The sequence below is a fragment of the Corynebacterium sp. H128 genome (genome assembly GCF_037482625.1).
Classification (GTDB): domain Bacteria; phylum Actinomycetota; class Actinomycetes; order Mycobacteriales; family Mycobacteriaceae; genus Corynebacterium.
Genome location: NZ_JBBHKW010000001.1, coordinates 73,050 through 91,823 on the forward strand (window position 1 = coordinate 73,050; position 18,774 = coordinate 91,823).

Below are 18,774 nucleotides of genomic sequence, written 5' to 3' on the forward strand. Positions count from 1 at the left end.
GGCAGTCTATAAACCTGGACACAAAATTGGCGGCACCGATGACCGCCACGCAAGACGAACGTAAAGAGGAGTACTCGCCTACATGAGCGATGTCGCTTTCTATCAAGACCCTGAGTTTGGCACCTACGGTGTCACCGCAACTATCGACAACGGTGACTTCGGAACCCGCACTATTCGCCTCGAAACCGGGCAGCTGGCTCGACAGGCTGGCGGCGCAGTAACTGCGTACCTGGATGAAGAAACGATGCTGTTGGCTACTACCACCGCATCCAACCAACCGCGCGAAGGCTTTGACTTCTTCCCACTGACCGTTGACGTTGAGGAAAGGATGTACGCCGCTGGCCGCATCCCGGGGTCTTTCTTCCGTCGTGAAGGTCGGCCATCTACTGAGGCAATTTTGGCGTGTCGTCTGATCGACCGTCCGCTGCGTCCGACCTTTGTTAAGGGCTTGCGCAATGAAGTACAGGTGGTCATCACTGTTCTGTCCATGGATCCCAAGGACATGTACGATGTGCTCGCTATCAATGGCGCTTCCGCTGCAACCCAGTTGTCCGGCCTTCCGGTTTCCGGTGCAGTCGGCGGCGTGCGCATGGCGCTGATCGCTGATGAGGAGCATCCGAAGGGGCAGTGGGTTGCGTTCCCAACCCACGAGCAGCATGCGCAGTCGCTGTTCGAAATCGTGGTAGCTGGCCGCATTGTCTCCAAGAAGGTGGGCAAGAAGCAGGTCGATGATGTCGCCATCATGATGGTGGAGGCGGGCGCTACCGAGTCTGTCATTGAGCGCGTTAAGGCTGGCGCACCAGCTCCTACCGAAGAGGTAGTTGCCGAGGGCCTCGAGGCTGCAAAGCCGTTCATCGACATCCTCTGCCGCGCACAGGCTAAGCTTGCCGACGCCGCCGCGAAAGAAACCCAAGAGTTCCCACTCTTCCCGCCGTACACCTCCGAGATTTACTCGGCAGTGGAAAAGCTGGCTGCTAAGAAGCTCGAGAAGCTGCTGACCCTCAAGGGTAAGCAGGAGCGCGACGAAGCCACTAATGAATTCATGGAAGAGATCGTCGCGAAGTTTGACGAAGAAGAAGTGAAGGAAGTTCGCGCTGCCTACAACGCTGTCATGAAGGCCGTTGTACGTCGTCGCATCCTCACTGATCACTTCCGCATCGACGGCCGTGGCATCACCGATATCCGTGACTTGGGGGTCGAGGTAGACCTCATCCCTCGCGCGCATGGTTCTTCCTTGTTCGAGCGCGGCGAAACCCAGATCATGGGTGTGACAACGCTAGACATGCTCAAGATGGAACAGCAGATTGATTCGCTGACTCCTGAAAAGTCCAAGCGCTACATCCATCACTACAACTTCCCGCCATACTCCACTGGTGAGACCGGGCGCGTCGGCTCTCCTAAGCGCCGCGAGATCGGTCACGGTGCGCTTGCTGAGCGTGCGTTGATCCCAGTGATCCCGTCTCGCGAAGAGTTCCCGTACGCGATCCGCCAGGTGTCCGAAGCTCTCGGCTCGAACGGCTCCACTTCCATGGGCTCGGTCTGCGCCTCAACGCTGTCGCTATACAACGCCGGCGTGCCACTGAAGGCTCCAGTTGCTGGTATTGCCATGGGCCTGGTGTCCGACGAAGTCGACGGTGAGACCCGTTACGTCGCGCTCACCGATATTCTCGGTGCCGAAGACGCTTTCGGCGACATGGACTTCAAGGTCGCAGGCACCCGCGACTTGGTGACTGCTCTCCAGCTGGACACCAAGCTGGATGGCATTCCTTCTGAGGTGCTCGCCGCTGCGTTGTCTCAGGCACGCGATGCCCGCATCACGATTCTTGAGACCATGGCTGAGGTCATCGATGCTCCGGACGAGATGAATGCACTCGCACCACGCATCACCTCGGTGAAGGTCCCACAATCCAAGATCGGCGAGCTGATCGGGCCTAAGGGCAAGACCATCAATTCGATCACGGAAGAGACCGGCGCAGATATTTCCATTGAGGAAGACGGCACGGTTTACGTTTCCGCTACCTCCGGCGAGGCCGCTGAGGCTGCGATGGAGAAGATCAACGCCATCGCTAACCCACAGCTTCCTAAGGTAGGCGAGCGCTACTTGGGCACCGTGGTGAAGACCACTGCCTTCGGTGCCTTCGTGTCCCTGATGCCAGGTCGCGACGGTCTCGTTCACATCTCCAAGCTCGGTGGCGATAAGCGCGTCGAGAAGGTTGAGGATGTAGTTAACGTGGGCGAGAAGATCCAGGTTGAGATCGCGGACATTGATAACCGCGGTAAGATCTCGTTGGTTCCAGTTTCTGATGACGCTGCGGAGTCTGAGGACTAATCTCCTAGACGTTTTCGCTGCATCGGCGGCCTCGCTAAGCACATGCTTGGGGAGGCCGCCGTTTTTCTAAATATGGTTTAGGCTTCCGGCCCTGGACTTGGCAACGGTGCCTTATTCTTCCCCGAAGAAGATCACCTTTTTGATCGCCAACGCGAAAACCCAAAAGACCACCGAAAAGATGCTGGCTTGGACGGCCCATTTGAAGTGGCCAGTAGCGTATCCCACGATGAGCAGTAGGAGGATCACTCCGGCAAAGCCAGCGAGCCTTCTTGACAGGATGCTAGATCTCATTTGAATGAGCTTAGCCAAGATCTAAATCACTTCTAATTAACCTGGTTTAGAGTGTCTTAATAAATGGCGTCTATAGTGGAGGACTAGACTGTGAAAGCATAGACCGCACAGGAAGGCGAAGCATAGATGAGTGACATTAAAGTCGGCGTTCTCGGCGCAAAAGGGCGAGTCGGACAGGCCGTGGTTGAGGGAGTAACCACAGCTGAGGGGCTGTCCTTGGTGGCAGAGATTGATCGCGATGACAGTCTGCAACAGCTTGTCGACGCCGACGCTCAGGTCATCGTAGACTTCACCGCGCCCCAGGTCGTGATGGACAACCTGGAATTCTGCATTAACCACGGAATTTCTTGTGTAGTTGGTACCACCGGTTTCAACGAGGAACGCCTCGCTACCGTCCAGGGCTGGCTGGACAAAAACCCAGGGGTTGGCGTATTGATCGCCCCGAATTTCGCCATCTCCGCTGTGCTGACCATGGAGTTTGCCAAGCAGGCTGCGCGATTCTTCGAATCTGCCGAAGTAATAGAGATGCACCATCCGAACAAACTGGATGCTCCTTCAGGTACCGCCATTCACACTGCGCAGGGCATTGCTGATGCTCGTCGAGAAGCGGGCATGGAGCCGCAGCCTGACGCCACCAACCAGTCGCTCGACGGCGCGCGGGGCACTGACATCGATGGAATCCCAGTGCATGCGGTTCGTATGCAAGGCACCGTCGCGCATGAGGTAGTCATTTTCGGCACGCAGGGCCAGTCGCTTTCCATTCGTCAGGACTCATATGACCGCACCTCTTTTGTGCCGGGTGTGCTCCTCGGTTGTCGTGAAGTGGGCAAGAACCCGGGGCTGACCGTTGGCCTTGAGCACTACCTGGACATCTGAGCGGAAGGAGGAGTTACTGACATGGCGAAGGCCGTACCTTTAAGCGTGGAATTGATCGCGTGCTCGAACTTCACTGCTCCGGCAGACATCAAGTGGGACACCGATGCCTCCGGCGGGGAAGCGCTCGTCGAGTTCGCCGGGCGGGCCTGCTATGAGAGCTTTGATAAGCCGAACCCGCGCACTGCCGAGAACGCGTCCTATCTGCGACACATCATGGAGGTCGGGCACATCGCGCTCCTAGAACACGCGACTGCAACACTGTATCTTCGCGGTATTTCGCGCAGTGCGACGCACGAATTGGTGCGGCATCGTCACTTCTCCTTCTCCCAGCTTTCCCAGCGCTTTGTTCATCCGGAGGAGACCAACGTCGTGGTCCCACCGCTCATTGCCGCGGACGAGGACCTGATGCGCCTGTTCAACCGGGCCGTCGATGAAGCTCGCTTTGCCTTCGACGAGCTACTCGACGCATTGGATGAGAAGCTCGCCGAGGAACCCAACGCGCTGCTGCGAAAGAAGCAAGCTCGCCAGGCTGCGCGCGCCGTTTTGCCGAATGCCTCTGAATCGCGCATCGTGGTGACCGGAAACTTCCGCAGTTGGCGTCACTTCATCGGTATGCGTGCCACCGAACATGCGGACGTTGAGATCCGTAAAGTTGCAGTGGAATGTCTCAAAGTTTTACAGCAAGAGGCGCCAGTGGTGTTCGGAGACTTTGACATCGCAAAGCTGCATGATGGTTCGGAAATGGCGACGAGCCCATACGTAACTGACTTTTAGTAAACGACAACAGAAACAAGAAAGTACAGGTAGAAACCATGCCTACACATACCGGTCTCGCAGCAAAGACAGGCACGGAAACATTCGGTACCGTCGGCGTCGCCATGGTCACGCCCTTTGATGAGAACCACGAGGTGGACCTAGACAAAGCGGCGCAACTCGCCACCCACCTGGTTGATAACGGCATCGATAGCCTGATTATCTCGGGCACCACTGGGGAATCGCCCACGACGACTGCTACCGAGAAGATCGCGCTGATTAAAGCAGTGCGTGCAGAAATCGGGGAACGAGCTAAGATCGTGGCCGGTGTCGGTACGAATTGCACCAAGGGCTCGGTTGACTTGGCGAAGGCAAGCGCCGCCGCGGGGGCAGACGCGCTGCTCGCAGTGACACCGTATTATTCAAAGCCCTCTCAAGTTGGCGTATATCAGCACTTTATCGCCATCGCGGATGCAACCGATCTACAAATTTGTTTGTACGATATCCCCGGCAGGTCAGCAATTGAGATAACTTCTGATACCATTAAGCGTCTGGCTGACCATGAGAATATTACGGCGATGAAGGATGCGAAGGGTAACCTTTGCGCCGCGACTGATTTGATCGCTCAAACTGGTCTTGCGTGGTACTCAGGAGATGACCCACTTAACCTGCCATGGTTGAGCCTTGGGGCATCAGGTTTCATCTCTGTGGTTGGACATGCGGCTCCGCGCTTGTTGCGTGAGCTGTACACAAGCTTCGAGGACGGCGACCTCGCCCGTGCGCGGGAAATCAACGCCACGCTGTTTCCACTTTTTGGTGCGCAAGCTCGATTGGGTGGAGTCAGTATGAGTAAAGCTGCTCTGCGACTGCAGGGCATTGACGTCGGAGATCCTCGACTTCCTCAGGTCGCTGCAAACGATGCTGAGATCGAGGCACTCCATAAAGATTTAGAAGAGGCTGGAGTCCTATAAATATGACCGAACCACGAAATCGCTCTCGCAAGGTGACCCGCAAAGCTGGCCCACCAGAGGCCGTAGAGGCCGTCAAGTTCCAGGCGCCAGAGGTCCCGGTTGCTAGCGATTCCGCGCCGGCCAACCAGCCAGAGCAGACTGATGAGAATAACGGCTCGAACGGAGAGGGCGGTCGTAATCGCTCCCGTTCGAACAATCGTCGCAGCAGCCGTGGTCGTGGCCGTGGCAACGGCGCTAACAACAACGGCTCAAATGGCAACAATAGCAACGGCGGGAACAACAACCGCGGCGGACGTCGCAATGTTGTGAAGTCCATGCAAGGCGCAGACCTCACCGAACGTTTGCCAGAGCCACCACAGGCACCGAAGGACGGCCTGCGCATTGTTGCGCTCGGCGGTATTTCCGAAATCGGTCGTAACATGACCGTCTTTGAGTACAAAGGCAAGCTGCTCATCGTCGACTGTGGCGTGTTGTTCCCATCTTCTGGCGAGCCAGGCGTGGACCTGATTCTCCCGGACTTCTCCTACATGGAGGGCAAGTGGGACAAGGTGGAAGCACTTGTGGTCACACACGGCCACGAGGACCACATTGGTGCGATCCCGTGGCTGCTTAAGCAGCGCCACGACCTGCCAATCCTTGCTTCTCGCTTTACCTTGGCCTTGATCGCTGCCAAGACGAAGGAACACCGCCAGCGTCCGAAGCTTATCGAGGTTAATGAAGAGTCCAACGTGAACCGCGGGCCATTCAACCTGCGCTTCTTCGCTGTGAATCACTCCATTCCAGAGTGCCTCGGCATCGCGATCAAGACCGGCGCCGGCATGGTGGTTCACACCGGCGATATCAAGCTGGACCAAACCCCAACCGACGGCCGTCCGACCGATCTTCCAGCGATGTCTCGCCTCGGCGATGAAGGCGTTGACCTATTCCTTTGTGACTCCACCAACGCCACCACTCCGGGTGTCTCTGGTTCTGAGTCGGAAATCGGTCCAACCCTCAAGCGCCTGGTGGTTACAGCCAAGCAGCGCGTGATTATCGCCTGCTTCGCGTCTAACGTGTACCGCGTGCAGTCCGCAATCGATGCCGCTGTTGCTTCGGGTCGTAAGGTGGCCTTTAATGGCCGCTCGATGATCCGCAATATGGAAATCGCGGAGAAGATGGGCTTGCTCAAGGCCCCTCGCGGCACCATCATCCAGATGGATGAAGCAGCAAAAATGGCACCGCACAAGGTGCTGCTGGTTACCACCGGTACCCAGGGCGAGCCAATGGCAGCGCTGTCCCGCATGGCGCGTCGCGAGCACCGCCAGATTACGGTTCGCGATGGCGACTTGATCATTCTGTCTTCCTCCCTGGTTCCTGGTAACGAGGAAGCCGTATTCGGCGTCATCAATATGTTGGCGCAGATCGGCGCTACTGTGATCACCGGTCGTGATGCCAAGGTGCACACCTCGGGCCACGGTTATTCTGGAGAGTTGCTCTTCCTGTACAACGCTGTGCGTCCGAAGAATGCGATGCCGGTGCACGGCGAGTGGCGTCACCTGCGTGCTAACAAGGAACTTGCTATTTCCACGGGCGTGGCACGCGATCGCGTCGTCCTCGCCCAAAACGGTGTGGTAGTCGACCTGGTTAATGGTCGCGCATCCGTTGTCGGCCAGATCCCAGTCGGTAACCTGTACGTCGACGGCGTCACCATGGGTGACATCGATGCGAAGGTCCTGGAGGATCGTACGTCCATGGGCGAAGGTGGCGTCATCGACATCACTGCTGTCATTGACAACCGCACTGGCCGACTGCTGGAGCGCCCTACCGCTCGCGCCTTCGGCTTCTCCGAGGATGCGGTGGCAATGATGCCGGAAATCGCAGAGCTGGTAGAAAACATCATGATGGAGCAGGCCGGCGAAGGCGAGAACGATCCGTACCGCATCGCCCAGCAGGTCCGTCGGAAGGTATCCCGCTTTGTGGAGCAGAAGTGGCGTCGTAAGCCACTCATCATGCCGACCGTTGTGCCGATGACCGCTGAAACTGACGTGGTTGACGATACTGACCTCGAGCACGCTCGACCAAGCTTGTAATTCTTCAAGCTTGTCTGCAGGCGCCCCAGTCCTAGGAGTTTTCCTTAGACTGGGGCGCATGTCATTTGCAGCACGGGAACGCCAGGAACTCGTCGATACTTTTGTTCAGCTCGGTCCACAAGCACCTACGCTATGCGAGGGGTGGACCGCTCATCACCTTGCCGCGCACCTGTTAATTAGAGAGCGTTCCCCGCTCGCAGCGGCCGGAATGTTCATTCCAGCACTGGCGGGACTAACCGAACGTGCGATGCAGCGGCAACTGGAGCGCCCCTTTATGGACGTCGTTAAGCAGTGGGGGAGGGGACCGGTCGGCGTGTGGCGGCTGCTCGACGGTCGAGCAAATGTTGCCGAGCACTTCATCCATCATGAAGATCTGCGGCGGGCAAACGGGCTTATGTCGCGCCGCTTGTCGACGGCCGATCAACGCGAACTCTATGCCGCCCTGCGCACACTAAAGCTGATGTATCGTGCTTCTTCGTGTCGCGTTGAGCTGTGTCCGACTGGATTCGTTCCTATTTCCACCGGCTCCGTCTCAGCCGAAGACAAAGTGCTGATCCGAGGAGCGGTGGGCGAACTACTGCTCTATACCTACCAACGTCCAGCCGAAGGGCTTGATTTTGTGGGAGATGCAACCAAAGTGGTGCGTTCCTCGCTATAAAACCTGCCAGATAGCGGTGTGGCGCGTGTGACTAGAGTGCTGTGAGCGACTAGAGTTTGGGCTATGTCTGTCTCAACAAGCCCCAAGTCGTCGAAAGGTTCACGGCGTAAAACTGGCCCGGCTGCCAGTTCGCGTCGCGGCGCCTCCGCAGTCGCACTACGCACCACAACCGCGTCACGTGCTGCCGAAACGTCGCATGAACGCACTGGCAGCGCTTTCCGAGCTGTAGGCTCGGGGCTGGGAACGATCTTTGGGGCAACCGCTCGGGGGATGGGTGGCACTGCCCGTATGTTGACAAAGCGGAACCATGGGGAGGACGCAGACGTGGCAGATAATAAGCATGAAGGCGAAGAGCAGCCAGGTGGCCGCAGCTTCAATGTGGGCGAGCATGCCGACGGCATTGGCCTCTCCCTCATCGGTCTGGCAGTGGTCCTCGGTGCCACAGTATGGTTCAACGTCGCGGGTCCAATCGGCGCATGGATTGCGGAAATTGCACATCTCGCCGTTGGCGCCGGTGCCCTCGTGCTTCCCGTTGCTCTAGTTGCCCTCGCAGTGGCACTGATGCTGGGGCATTCGCCGCGAGCAGGCAATAACACTGGAGTGGTGTTAGGCACAGTCCTCATTGTCCTCAGTATGTTGGGGCTAGTGCACATCTTTGCTGGTAACCCGGCTGACTGGGGTGCACGGAAAGCGGCCGGAGGCGCGCTGGGATACATCGTTGGCGGACCCTTGGCGGCAGGATTTAGTGCTTACCTAGCTATCCCGATCCTCGTCTTGGTCATCACCTACGGTGCCCTGCGCGCTACTGGGGTGGCAGTGCGTGAGTTCGTAGACTACTTGGTTGAGGCACTCGGGTTCCATGACGCCAGCGCGGCATCGGATGCTGAGGATGAAGATGACCGATACGGTAGCGCTGATGACGAGATCGAACAGCTTGCCCGCGCCCCGCGGGTGCGCTCCGGCCGCAGCCCGCGTCCGATCGACAATTACCCAGTAGAGGAAGACGCTGACGAGGATCCTCAGCCTTCACTATTTAGTCGTATGGGTAAGCAGAAGCCTGTGGCTGCGCCCGTCGATCTCTATGAAGAAGAGGAAGCGCCTCCAGCGCCGCGTCGCAACGCAGCAACCGCACGGAAGGTTCCTGCGCCGCAGCCTGACACGGACGAATTCCCCGCAGTAACCACCGAGCCGACCACCGTCCTGCCACGTTCCGAGGCTGTCGAGGAAGCGCCAGATGCGGTGGCCGCGAGCCGGGAAGCAATCCGTGACGCGATTATCGCCCGTTCCGGAATTGATCCGGCCAAGGTCAAAGCCACGACTCCGAAGAGTGAACTATCCAAAGACACCCCGCCACCAGCGCCGCGTCAGGTGGATAGCAATTATGTACTCCCGAGCGCTGACCTATTGATTCCGGGTGAGCCACCAAAAACCCGCTCGGCTGCCAACGACCGCATGATCGAGGCAATCACCGACGTCTTCCGCGAATTCAATGTGGACGCCGTGGTAACCGGATTCTCCCGTGGTCCGACAGTAACGAGGTACGAGGTTGAACTCGGCCCAGGCGTTAAGGTCTCTAAGATTACCAACCTGCAGTCGAATCTCGCCTATGCTGCCGCGACTGACAACGTTCGCCTATTGGCTCCGATTCCTGGCAAGTCTGCGGTCGGAATTGAAGTGCCCAACGCGGACCGTGAGATGGTGCGGCTTGCTGACGTCCTTAACGCACCAGCGACGGTGGGGAACCATGATCCGATGCTCATCGGACTGGGCAAGGACATTGAAGGCGACTTCATCTCCCACTCCATCCAGAAGATGCCACACCTGCTCGTCGCAGGCTCAACTGGTTCTGGTAAATCCGCGTTCGTGAACTCTTTGTTGGTTTCACTGCTGACGCGTGCGACTCCGGAAGAAGTACGGCTCATTCTGGTTGACCCGAAGATGGTGGAACTAACACCTTATGAGGGGATCCCGCATCTGATCACTCCGATCATCACCCAGCCGAAGAAGGCTGCAGCAGCACTGAACTGGCTGGTGGAGGAGATGGAGCAGCGCTACATGGATATGAAGTCCACGCGTGTGCGACACATTAAGGACTACAACCGGAAGGTCGAGTCTGGCGAGATTACGGCGCCACCAGGATCTGAGCGAGAATACCGCCCGTACCCTTACATCGTGTGTGTCGTCGACGAGCTCGCGGACCTCATGATGACTGCTCCGAAGGAAATCGAGGAGTCTATCGTCCGCATTACTCAGAAGGCTCGCGCGGCCGGTATCCACTTGGTGCTCGCTACGCAGCGTCCTTCCGTCGATGTAGTCACCGGTCTTATCAAGACCAACGTCCCATCACGGCTGGCCTTTGCTACCTCCTCCCTTACCGACTCACGCGTCATCCTGGACCAGGGCGGCGCCGAGAAGCTCATCGGTATGGGCGACGGGCTGTTCATCCCGCAGGGAGCTGGTAAGCCAATCCGTATGCAGGGCGCCTATGTGACGGACGAAGAAGTCCAGGCAGTGGTGGATGCTGCCAAGGATCAGGCAGAGCCAAACTACGCCGAGGGTGTTACTGAAGAAAAGGCCTCGGAGTCTGCGCGGGAGATCGACGACGACATCGGAGGTGATTTGGAGGACTTGCTGGCTGCCGTCGAGATCGTGGTGACCTCCCAGCACGGCTCTACTTCTATGCTGCAGCGCAAGCTTCGAATCGGTTTCGCTAAGGCCGGACGCCTCATGGACCTGATGGAAACCCGCGGCGTGGTGGGCCCTTCCGAGGGGTCCAAGGCCCGGGAGGTGCTGGTAAAGCCGGACGAGCTGGACACCATCCTGTGGATGCTGAAGGGGGCAGACCCTGCCGAAGCGCCAAAGGAAGATGGTTGGGAGGACGATGTGGATATCGATCCCGAGCTTAACGACGTCGATAGCCCAGCCGACACTTCCGCCACCCGCGTTGTCCAAGCAAATCCGGGAACTGGCATGTTCTAGTGTTCTCCCTACCCGATAACCCCGATAGCTTTCCCAAGAAGCTACCGGGGTTATCGGCGTCCATAGGGGACCTTTCGTGCTCACTAAGTTGCGGACAACCCAGCGTGGTTTGTGACACATCAGCTGCCATCGGCTAAAGTGGTGTTTCGTCTTGGAGGGGAGTACCCCAATTCCCGGCATTGATCGTCAGCACGGCTGCCCCAGAAAAGGGCTCCCGGTCATGCCACCCAGCAGCATTCAGCAGTGTGGGCGGGGGAGACCTCCGGTCAGTTTCGTCAACCGATCAGACCGGAGGTCTTTATAGTGGAAGTAAACGCGATGACATGGGGCATCACAGGAATTGTGGTGCTAGGCCTGTTCGTTTTCGACTTTCTCACCCACGTGCGGCAGCCGCACGAGCCGTCGATGAAGGAATCCGCCTATTGGATGCTGTTCTACATGGCGCTGTCCTGCGGCTTTGGTGTATTCCTTTGGTTTACCTGGGGTGAGCCGGGGAACCCCCACCAGCACGGCATGGAGTTCTTCACCGGCTATGTCACCGAGCTAGCGCTCAGCGTGGACAATCTGTTCATGTTCGCGTTGATCATGGGCTCGTTCAAGGTTCCGCGCAAGTATCAGCAAAAGGTGTTGCTGATCGGCATTGTGCTGGCGTTGGTGTTCCGCCTGGTCTTTATCCTGCTGGGCGCTGCCGTGATCAACGCGTGGTCCGATGTTTTCTACCTATTCGGACTTTTCATCTTGTACACGGCAATCAAGCTGATCATCGACGAAGTCTCTGATCAGCCGGAGACCGATCCTTCGGATATGTGGATCATCAAGACGCTGCGAAAGGTCATTCACGTCACCCCGACCTATGAAGGTGACAAGCTGTGGATCCGCCACATGGGTAAGCGCGCGCTGACACCGCTCTTTGTCTGCCTCGTGGCCATCGGCATGATTGATGTGATGTTCGCGCTAGATTCAATCCCCGCAATTTACGGCATTACCCAAGAGCCGTATATCGTTTTCACGGCCAACGCCTTTGCATTGCTCGGATTGCGTCAGATGTACTTCCTGCTCGATGGCCTCATTGACCGCCTGGTCTACCTGCCATACGGCTTGGCCATCATTCTGGGCTTCATCGGTGTCAAGCTGATCTTGCATGCTTTGCACGAGAACAACTTGCCGTTTATTAACGGTGGTGAAAACCTGCATGTTGTGGAGATCCCGACGCTCGTCTCGCTCTTCGTGATCGTCGGTGTGTTGGCGCTGACCACCATCGCCTCCGTGATCAAGACGAAGCGCGATGAAGCGCAAGGTGCGATCCCGCCGAAGTGGAATACCGCGAAGGACATTCAGGACGACACTGTCTAGGCCCCAACCCCAAAGCCCGCCCGCCCCTTTAGCAACTGAGTTTGCTTTCGGATGCGGGCGACTTTGCTGTAAGAAGTCGGTGACTAGCTAAAGATGTTTAGCACTGGGTTCCAGGGGCGAATGCTCCGGGAATCCAGCAGCCCTGCGGTGGTGAAGGGGTCCTTGTCCATTAGCTCTGTGGCATCACTGACGGTTGCGCCTTCGGCGAGCTTGATGATGATCAAAGCGCCGCCGTCCGAATCCAGGAATGGGCCAGAGCCTACGAGCTTGCCTTCCTGCAAGAGGGTGCCGAGGAATTCGCGGTGCACCGGGCGGGTGCTTGCTATGGCTTCGGAATCTGCGGGGTACTGGTAGTTAACTGCGAAGTAAGTCATGGCTCCCAAGTTTAGGCTTAAACCCGCCATGCTCAACAGTAGTTCTGTAACGCTGAGCGGGTAGGGTGGTGCCTTGTGAACGGTGATCAGAAGACTTCCAACTGGAATCTGCCAAATGTCCTCACGAGCCTGCGCATTATCGCAGTTCCGCTCTTCGTTTGGCTGGTGCTCAAGGCCGACCATAGCGATACCACTTGGATGTGGTGGTCGTTTCTGTGCTTCGTCGCGCTGATGATCACGGACAAGCTAGACGGCGACATTGCCCGTAAGCACAACCTCATCACGGACTTCGGGAAAATCGCGGACCCCATAGCTGACAAGGCGCTGATGATCTCCGCCTTTGTTTCGCTCAACATCGTTGGTGTCTTGCCCGTGTGGGTGACTGTGGTGATAGTGATCCGCGAGCTTGGCATCACCCTCTGGCGGATGTTCCAGCTTCGACAGGGCAAGGTGGTGCCAGCGTCGAAGGGCGGCAAGATTAAGACGACGCTGCAGAGCTTGGCAGTAGCGCTCTACCTAATGCCACTGCCAGGTTGGGCATGGCTGCTCGCGCAGCTGGTTATGTGTGCTGCTGTGATCGTCACAGTGGTCACCGGTATTCAATACATCCTCGATTCTCGAAAGGAAAACCGTGTCTAAGGCAGCCCTGGTTCGTGCGCTCAAAGAGCGTTCTCTTACCGTCGCTACCTGCGAATCCCTCACAGCTGGCTTGCTTGCCAGCAGCATTGCCGATGTTCCAGGCGCTAGCGATGTACTCGTGGGTGGACTCATCACTTATTCCAACGATTTAAAAACGGCGCTAGCCGGGGTGCCCGCATCGCTTATCGACGACCATGGCGCCGTCTCCGCAGAGTGTGCCGCGGCGATGGCTGCTGGGACCCGGGATCGCTTGGGCTCCGATTGGGCATTGGCCCTGACTGGGGTGGCGGGACCCGCTAGCCAAGAAGGACACCCTGCAGGCGTCGTATGGCTGGGGGTTGCCGGACCGGAATTCGAGGAGAGCATCCAGGTGTTGCCGGCGGAGCATATCCGTTGGGCGCTGCGTCCCGGCGCCAGTAAGCCAGAGCCCGTACTCGACGGAGACAGAAATGAAATCCGCCTGCGAGCGGCGGAATTTGCGATCGAGTATCTAGTTCAGCAATTGGGAGGGAACTAAACAACACCCGCGGGCGTTGTATTAAACGATGGTTACCTACACTGCAGTTCTAGAAAAGCCCGTTGCCGAGCCGTTGCTGCGCGAAGCCTTGGGCGCGGCTCTCCGCGCCTTCCGAGCCGACCGGGGTATCACTCTCCGCGAGCTGGCCGAAATGTCCAGCGTGTCCCCGGGGTATCTTTCCGAGTTGGAGCGCGGGCGCAAAGAAGTGTCCTCTGAGTTGCTCGCGGCCGTTTGCCATGCACTGGGAGCGAGCGTGTCTGACATCTTGATCGAGGCTGCCGGATCTATGGCTATTAGGTCCGCGGAGCCGGATTTCGCCACGATATAGTTTCAGCACCTTATCCCGCGCCGTCCTGACAGACAGCGGGTACACTTGTGGCATTGAAAATAATTGGGCTTAAGTGCCTGATCACAACTTTGGAAGGTTTACTCTCATGGCAAATCCATTCGTCAAGGCATGGAAATACTTGATGGCGCTGTTCGACTCCAAGATTGAGGAGAACGCTGACCCTAAGGTTCAGATCCAGCAGGCGATTGAGGATGCGCAGCGTCAGCACCAAGACCTGTCTCAGCAAGCCGCCGCAGTGATCGGCAACCAGCGTCAGCTGGAGATGCAGCTCAACCGTCGCTTGGCGGACATTGAAAAGCTCCAGGGCAACACCCGTCAGGCCCTCCAGCTCGCCGATAAGGCTCGAGAAGCCGGCGACACAGCTAAAGCAACCGAGTACGAAAATGCCGCCGAAGCTTTTGCTGCGCAGCTGGTTACCGCGGAGCAGTCTGTGGAAGATACCAAGCAGCTGCACGATCAGGCCTTGCAGCAGGCTGCAGCAGCCAAGCAGGCTGTGGAGCGCAATGCAATGCAGCTGCAGCAGAAGGTTGCCGAGCGCACCAAGCTGCTGTCCCAGTTGGAACAGGCCAAGATGCAGGAGAAGGTCTCGGATTCCATCAAGTCCATGAACTCGTTGACTGCCTCCGGTAACACCCCGAATCTGGATCAGGTGCGAGAGAAGATTGAGCGTCGCTACGCAAATGCCCTTGGCCAGGCTGAGCTGGCACAGAACTCCGTCGAGGGTCGCATGGCTGAAGTTGAGCAGGCAGGCGTCCAGATGGCTGGACACTCCCGCCTTGAGCAGATTCGCGCCCAAATGTCCGGTGAACTGACCTCCGGTCAGCCACAGCAGTCCATTACGGGTGGCAACTCCGCCGCTGACGACGCTGTTGCTCAGAAGATGCGTGAGCTTCGCGGCGAGTAATCCGCACCACACAGCAAGTAATCCCGGTTCTGTGGAACCGGGATTTTTGCGTTAGTCCCCGGCGCCACGAGCAATAAGGGCATCGCCGATGTCGCGGGCACGCTTGATCGAGCGAATCAGCACCGGAGTGCCGAGGGCCCGCAATGAGAAGTCTGCGCCCCGCGCTTTGCGGGCATCGAGTACCGCCAAAACCGTGGCGAGCTGGAGCGGGATCAGCCTGATGGTGAGGCTCACGGCAAGCACAATGCTGTCCACTGGGACTCCGAAGCGGCGCAACGGCTCCAGCGCTGCAGCGATTGCATCCATCATCGCACTGATTTTAATAGTCAGTGTGAGCAGGGTAGCTGCTGCAATTGCTGCGTAAATGACCAGGACGATTACTGCGGCCGCAGCGAATCCAAGCTGCCACCACTGAAACCCAAAAAGCATCAGCAAGATCGGCGCCGCTGGCCACAGCTGTTGCCAAGCAACTCGAACTGGAATCTTTGCGAGGACGTAACCAAGCAAAGGCAATAGCAAAGCGGCCAGCGCCCAGGAGAGACTCTTGATGAAGATAGACGTACAGAGGATGAACGCCATGAGAGCACCGAACTTGCAGCCGGGTCGGGCGCGGTGAATGAGCGAGTCGCCGGGCACGTATACGCCGAGGGGCACGGTGGGCATTAGTGGGCCTTAGTCATTAGGTCGACATAGTGGCTGATCGCCAGTTCGGGTGTGCCGTCAGCTACCACCGCGCCGCCGTCCAGACACAGCACCCGATCAAAGCCGCGGAGAAATTCCAGGTCATGAGTTACCACAATCAGTTGCTGCGGCAGCTCTGCCAATACCGCGCCAATCTTATTTCGATTGCGCAGATCCAACAGGGTAGTCGGCTCGTCGGCGATGATCACTTCGGGTTCCATCACGAGCACGGCTGCCAAGGCTAGGAGCTGCTTTTGGCCACCTGAGAGCGTGTGTGGCGAGGCATCTCGGTGACTGGAGAGTCCGAAACGCTCGAGGATGTCATCGACGCGGGCTTGGCGCTCCGGCTTGGATAGCTTTAGTCGCCGGAGGGAGAAATCGACGTCCTCCGCGACCGTTGGCATGATGATTTGGTTCTCTGCGTCCGAGAAAACGAAGCCAACCTTGCGCCGAATCGCGCGGGCATTGGTTGAAACTTCCATGTCGTCGACAAGCACGCGGCCATTGCTCGGTTCCCCCAGCCCGTTGATTAACCGGATGAGAGTGGACTTGCCACCTCCGTTGGCGCCGATGATGCCGATACGGCGTTCGGAAAGCTCTAGGTTGATGTTTTGGAGAACGTGACGCTCATCAAAGTTGACGCTGACCTGATCGAAGTGGATGTGTGACATCTACTTGCGGCGGATGAGATCTGGGAAGGCTGCGTGGACACCGGAAGCTACCGCCACCATTACTGCCACCTTGATTGCGTCGGGGAGGATGAAGGGGAGCTGCGCAGTGAGTGCGGCACTCACCGTCATGTGCGCCACGATCATCAGGCCAACGACACCACAGGCGTACTGGACGAGCAATGCCACAAAACCTGCGATGCTGAGTATCACGGTGCGGGCGGCTTTGGAGGCTGCTGGGCGGTAGGCAATCAGACCGGCAACGAAGGGGCTAATGACGTAGCCGACGATGTAACCTACGGTCGGACCAGCAAGGGCGGGAAGTAGGGAACGGCCGCCGGCAAGGACAGGCAATCCGATGAGGCCAAGAAGGAGGAACAGTAGCGCCGTAGCAACGCCGCGTTTAGGGCCGAGCACTAGGCCGGTGAGGATGATGATCGCGTTTTGAAGCACGATCGGTACGCCCGCTGCACCGGGGATGGAAACGAATGCGAAGACGATGATCAAGGCGGCGAATACCGCGATGTAGGCAAGGTCGCGCATGCTGGAATTTGATGATGAAGCACCGCTCACGGGGCTCCTCCTTCGGGAGTTGGGCCAATGGAAATAGGGCTGTCGCGATCTTTAGTGCGTTAAACGCCGTTCAGTGATCGGATACAGTTAGTTACTGTAGCAACAGGGTGGGTTAGCTATCGATATTGCTCAGCGATTTTTGCGCGTACAGTGCCTAGATCTTTTCCGCCTGCGCTATCGTTTGACGCATGCGATTAGCCCAGTTTCACCAACTCGTGGCGGATGAGTTTGGACCTGTCCTTGGCAGGCAGCATGTGTCATCTCATGTGCTGGCCGAATACGGCGCAACTCCTGCACAGCTTCTCGAACAAGGCGTTGATATGCGAAGGATTTGGTGGGCCCTCTGTCGAGACTTCGAAGTTCCACAAAGTCGCTGGCTGGGCGAGGATTACTGAGTGGGTGACGACACGCCACATATTGAACTGCAATCGAACACCCGTTTGTGTACTATGGGAACGTGTCCGCCGGGATGGTTATGCTCAGACCTGTTCAATGCTTAGCCGCTGACAAGATGGTTTCCGAAAAGCCAATGCAACCTTTTGGCGGGGTAAAGCAGTCTAATTTATATAGACGGATAAATATTTTCTAGCTCATTAGAAGGATTTTCAACATGGCAACCAAGAAGTCTAAAGTAAGCCCTAGCGCCGGCGGCGATAAGCAAAAGGCCCTCGATGCCGCGATGGCAATGATCGAGAAGGACTTTGGCAAAGGCGCAGTTATGCGGCTCGGCGACGACTCCCGCCCGCCTATCCAGGTGATTTCTTCTGGAAATACCTCGATCGATATTGCGCTGGGCATTGGTGGCTTCCCCCGAGGCCGTGTGGTGGAAATCTATGGTCCAGAATCCTCCGGTAAGACCACTGTGGCTTTGCACGCAGTGGCGCAGGCACAGCGCGCGGGCGGAATTGCCGCCTTCATTGACGCTGAGCATGCGCTCGATCCTGACTATGCCCGAAAGTTGGGCGTCGATACGGACCAGCTACTCGTCTCCCAGCCGGACACCGGTGAGCAGGCGCTGGAGATTGCAGACATGCTGGTGCGCTCCGGTGCCATCGACATCATCGTTATTGACTCTGTTGCCGCATTGACTCCAAAGGCGGAAATTGAAGGTGAGATGGGTGATTCTCACGTCGGTCTCCAGGCACGTTTGATGTCGCAGGCGCTGCGCAAAATGACTGGTGCGCTTTATAACTCCGGCACCACCGCCATCTTCATCAACCAGCTGCGTGAGAAGATCGGCGTGATGTTTGGGTCTCCCGAGACCACCACCGGCGGTAAGGCGCTAAAGTTTTACGCCTCCGTGCGTTGCGACGTCCGTCGTATCCAAACCCTCAAAGACGGGCAGGACGCAATCGGTAACCGGACCCGCCTCAAAGTGGTGAAGAACAAGGTGTCACCACCATTCAAGATTGCCGAGTTTGACATCATGTACGGCGAGGGCATTTCCCGGGAATCCTCCATCATTGACCTCGCAGTGGAAAACGGCGTGATTAAGAAGTCCGGTTCTTGGTTCACCTACGAAGGGGAACAACTCGGGCAGGGCAAGGAAAAAGTGCGCATCAACCTCAAGGAAAATCCCGATCTTGCCGACGAACTGGAGGATAAGATCTACCAGAAGATCGGCTTCGGCAAATACGCTGATAAACAAGATCAGCTCTCAGATGAGCCTATCGATGTAATCCCGAACGTTGACTTCGATGACCTTGACATCGAAGACGATGTTGCAGCGGAGAAATAGCCGCCTTTCGCACAGTGAACCAGCATGACAGCAACGCGAAGAAGATCGCGGC

18 protein-coding genes and 1 pseudogene are annotated in these 18,774 nt (G+C 57.5%); 14 read left to right on the forward strand and 5 right to left on the reverse strand.

The features are described from left to right. Positions 1–82 precede the first annotated feature (82 nt). Entirely contained in the window at positions 83–2,329 is a 2,247-nt protein-coding gene (locus tag WG915_RS00300) for a polyribonucleotide nucleotidyltransferase (RefSeq protein WP_339563368.1), read from the forward strand. 111 nt (positions 2,330–2,440) lie between these two features. Here the strand turns inward: WG915_RS00300 and WG915_RS00305 are convergent, their stop codons facing one another. Further along, positions 2,441–2,620 carry a hypothetical protein gene (locus WG915_RS00305; RefSeq protein ID WP_339563369.1) on the reverse strand — a complete coding sequence of 60 codons (180 nt, stop codon included), beginning with the start codon at positions 2,618–2,620 and terminating at the stop codon, positions 2,441–2,443. A gap of 126 nt (positions 2,621–2,746) precedes the next feature. Here WG915_RS00305 and dapB point away from each other — a divergent pair, with 126 nt between their 5' ends. The 7 genes and pseudogenes from dapB (at position 2,747) to WG915_RS00340 (ending at position 12,279) form a co-directional block, all read left to right on the forward strand. After that, positions 2,747–3,496, forward strand: coding sequence for a 4-hydroxy-tetrahydrodipicolinate reductase (gene dapB, locus WG915_RS00310; RefSeq protein WP_339563370.1), 750 nt, complete (start codon positions 2,747–2,749; stop codon positions 3,494–3,496). A 21-nt stretch (positions 3,497–3,517) separates the two neighbouring features. Next, positions 3,518–4,270: an FAD-dependent thymidylate synthase gene (gene thyX / locus WG915_RS00315; protein ID WP_339563371.1), complete on the forward strand. Its 753-nt coding sequence runs from the start codon at positions 3,518–3,520 to the stop codon at positions 4,268–4,270. A 38-nt stretch (positions 4,271–4,308) separates the two neighbouring features. After that, a complete protein-coding gene (gene dapA / locus WG915_RS00320) occupies positions 4,309–5,220 on the forward strand; it encodes a 4-hydroxy-tetrahydrodipicolinate synthase (protein ID WP_339563372.1) in 912 nt (303 codons plus the stop codon). Positions 5,221–5,396: 176 nt separating this feature from the next. After that, positions 5,397–7,289, forward strand: a pseudogene (locus tag WG915_RS00325) (ribonuclease J); the annotation flags it as partial. 58 nt (positions 7,290–7,347) lie between these two features. Continuing rightward, positions 7,348–7,947 (forward strand): TIGR03085 family metal-binding protein, encoded by a 600-nt coding sequence (locus WG915_RS00330; protein WP_339563374.1) that lies wholly within the window; start codon positions 7,348–7,350, stop codon positions 7,945–7,947. A gap of 63 nt (positions 7,948–8,010) precedes the next feature. Further along, complete coding sequence (locus WG915_RS00335; protein ID WP_339563375.1) at positions 8,011–10,926, forward strand: FtsK/SpoIIIE family DNA translocase; 2,916 nt, start codon at positions 8,011–8,013, stop codon at positions 10,924–10,926. A 303-nt stretch (positions 10,927–11,229) separates the two neighbouring features. Further along, a complete protein-coding gene (locus WG915_RS00340) occupies positions 11,230–12,279 on the forward strand; it encodes a TerC family protein (RefSeq protein ID WP_339563376.1) in 1,050 nt (349 codons plus the stop codon). An 83-nt stretch (positions 12,280–12,362) separates the two neighbouring features. Here the strand turns inward: WG915_RS00340 and WG915_RS00345 are convergent, their stop codons facing one another. Further along, the gene (locus WG915_RS00345) at positions 12,363–12,653 is read right to left on the reverse strand and encodes a YciI family protein (protein WP_339563377.1); all 291 of its coding nucleotides are present in this window, start codon (positions 12,651–12,653) and stop codon (positions 12,363–12,365) included. Positions 12,654–12,728: 75 nt separating this feature from the next. Between WG915_RS00345 and pgsA the strand changes: the two genes are divergently transcribed. The 4 genes from pgsA to WG915_RS00365 all read left to right on the forward strand — a co-directional run bounded on the left by pgsA (position 12,729) and on the right by WG915_RS00365 (position 15,062). After that, positions 12,729–13,292, forward strand: coding sequence for a CDP-diacylglycerol--glycerol-3-phosphate 3-phosphatidyltransferase (gene pgsA / locus WG915_RS00350; protein ID WP_339563378.1), 564 nt, complete (start codon positions 12,729–12,731; stop codon positions 13,290–13,292). Further along, positions 13,285–13,809: a CinA family protein gene (locus WG915_RS00355; RefSeq protein ID WP_339563379.1), complete on the forward strand. Its 525-nt coding sequence runs from the start codon at positions 13,285–13,287 to the stop codon at positions 13,807–13,809. Before pgsA ends, WG915_RS00355 begins: the two co-directional genes overlap by 8 nt. 28 nt (positions 13,810–13,837) lie before the next feature. Beyond that, positions 13,838–14,137: a helix-turn-helix domain-containing protein gene (locus tag WG915_RS00360; RefSeq protein WP_339563380.1), complete on the forward strand. Its 300-nt coding sequence runs from the start codon at positions 13,838–13,840 to the stop codon at positions 14,135–14,137. 106 nt (positions 14,138–14,243) lie between these two features. Next, positions 14,244–15,062: a PspA/IM30 family protein gene (locus WG915_RS00365; protein WP_339563381.1), complete on the forward strand. Its 819-nt coding sequence runs from the start codon at positions 14,244–14,246 to the stop codon at positions 15,060–15,062. A gap of 51 nt (positions 15,063–15,113) precedes the next feature. Here WG915_RS00365 and WG915_RS00370 read toward each other — a convergent pair whose 3' ends face one another. Genes WG915_RS00370 through WG915_RS00380 form a run of 3 tightly spaced genes read right to left on the reverse strand, consistent with a single transcriptional unit; the run spans position 15,114 to position 16,954 of the window. Further along, the gene (locus WG915_RS00370) at positions 15,114–15,725 is read right to left on the reverse strand and encodes an energy-coupling factor transporter transmembrane component T family protein (protein ID WP_339563382.1); all 612 of its coding nucleotides are present in this window, start codon (positions 15,723–15,725) and stop codon (positions 15,114–15,116) included. Then, positions 15,725–16,414, reverse strand: a complete 690-nt coding sequence (locus tag WG915_RS00375) for an energy-coupling factor ABC transporter ATP-binding protein (protein ID WP_339563383.1) — start codon at positions 16,412–16,414, stop codon at positions 15,725–15,727. Before WG915_RS00375 ends, WG915_RS00370 begins: the two co-directional genes overlap by 1 nt. Continuing rightward, complete coding sequence (locus WG915_RS00380; RefSeq protein ID WP_339563384.1) at positions 16,415–16,954, reverse strand: biotin transporter BioY; 540 nt, start codon at positions 16,952–16,954, stop codon at positions 16,415–16,417. Positions 16,955–17,172: 218 nt separating this feature from the next. Between WG915_RS00380 and WG915_RS00385 the strand changes: the two genes are divergently transcribed. Continuing rightward, positions 17,173–17,379, forward strand: coding sequence for a DUF3046 domain-containing protein (locus WG915_RS00385; RefSeq protein ID WP_339563385.1), 207 nt, complete (start codon positions 17,173–17,175; stop codon positions 17,377–17,379). Positions 17,380–17,594: 215 nt separating this feature from the next. Continuing rightward, complete coding sequence (gene recA, locus WG915_RS00390; protein WP_339563386.1) at positions 17,595–18,722, forward strand: recombinase RecA; 1,128 nt, start codon at positions 17,595–17,597, stop codon at positions 18,720–18,722. The last annotated feature ends 52 nt before the right edge of the window (positions 18,723–18,774 follow it).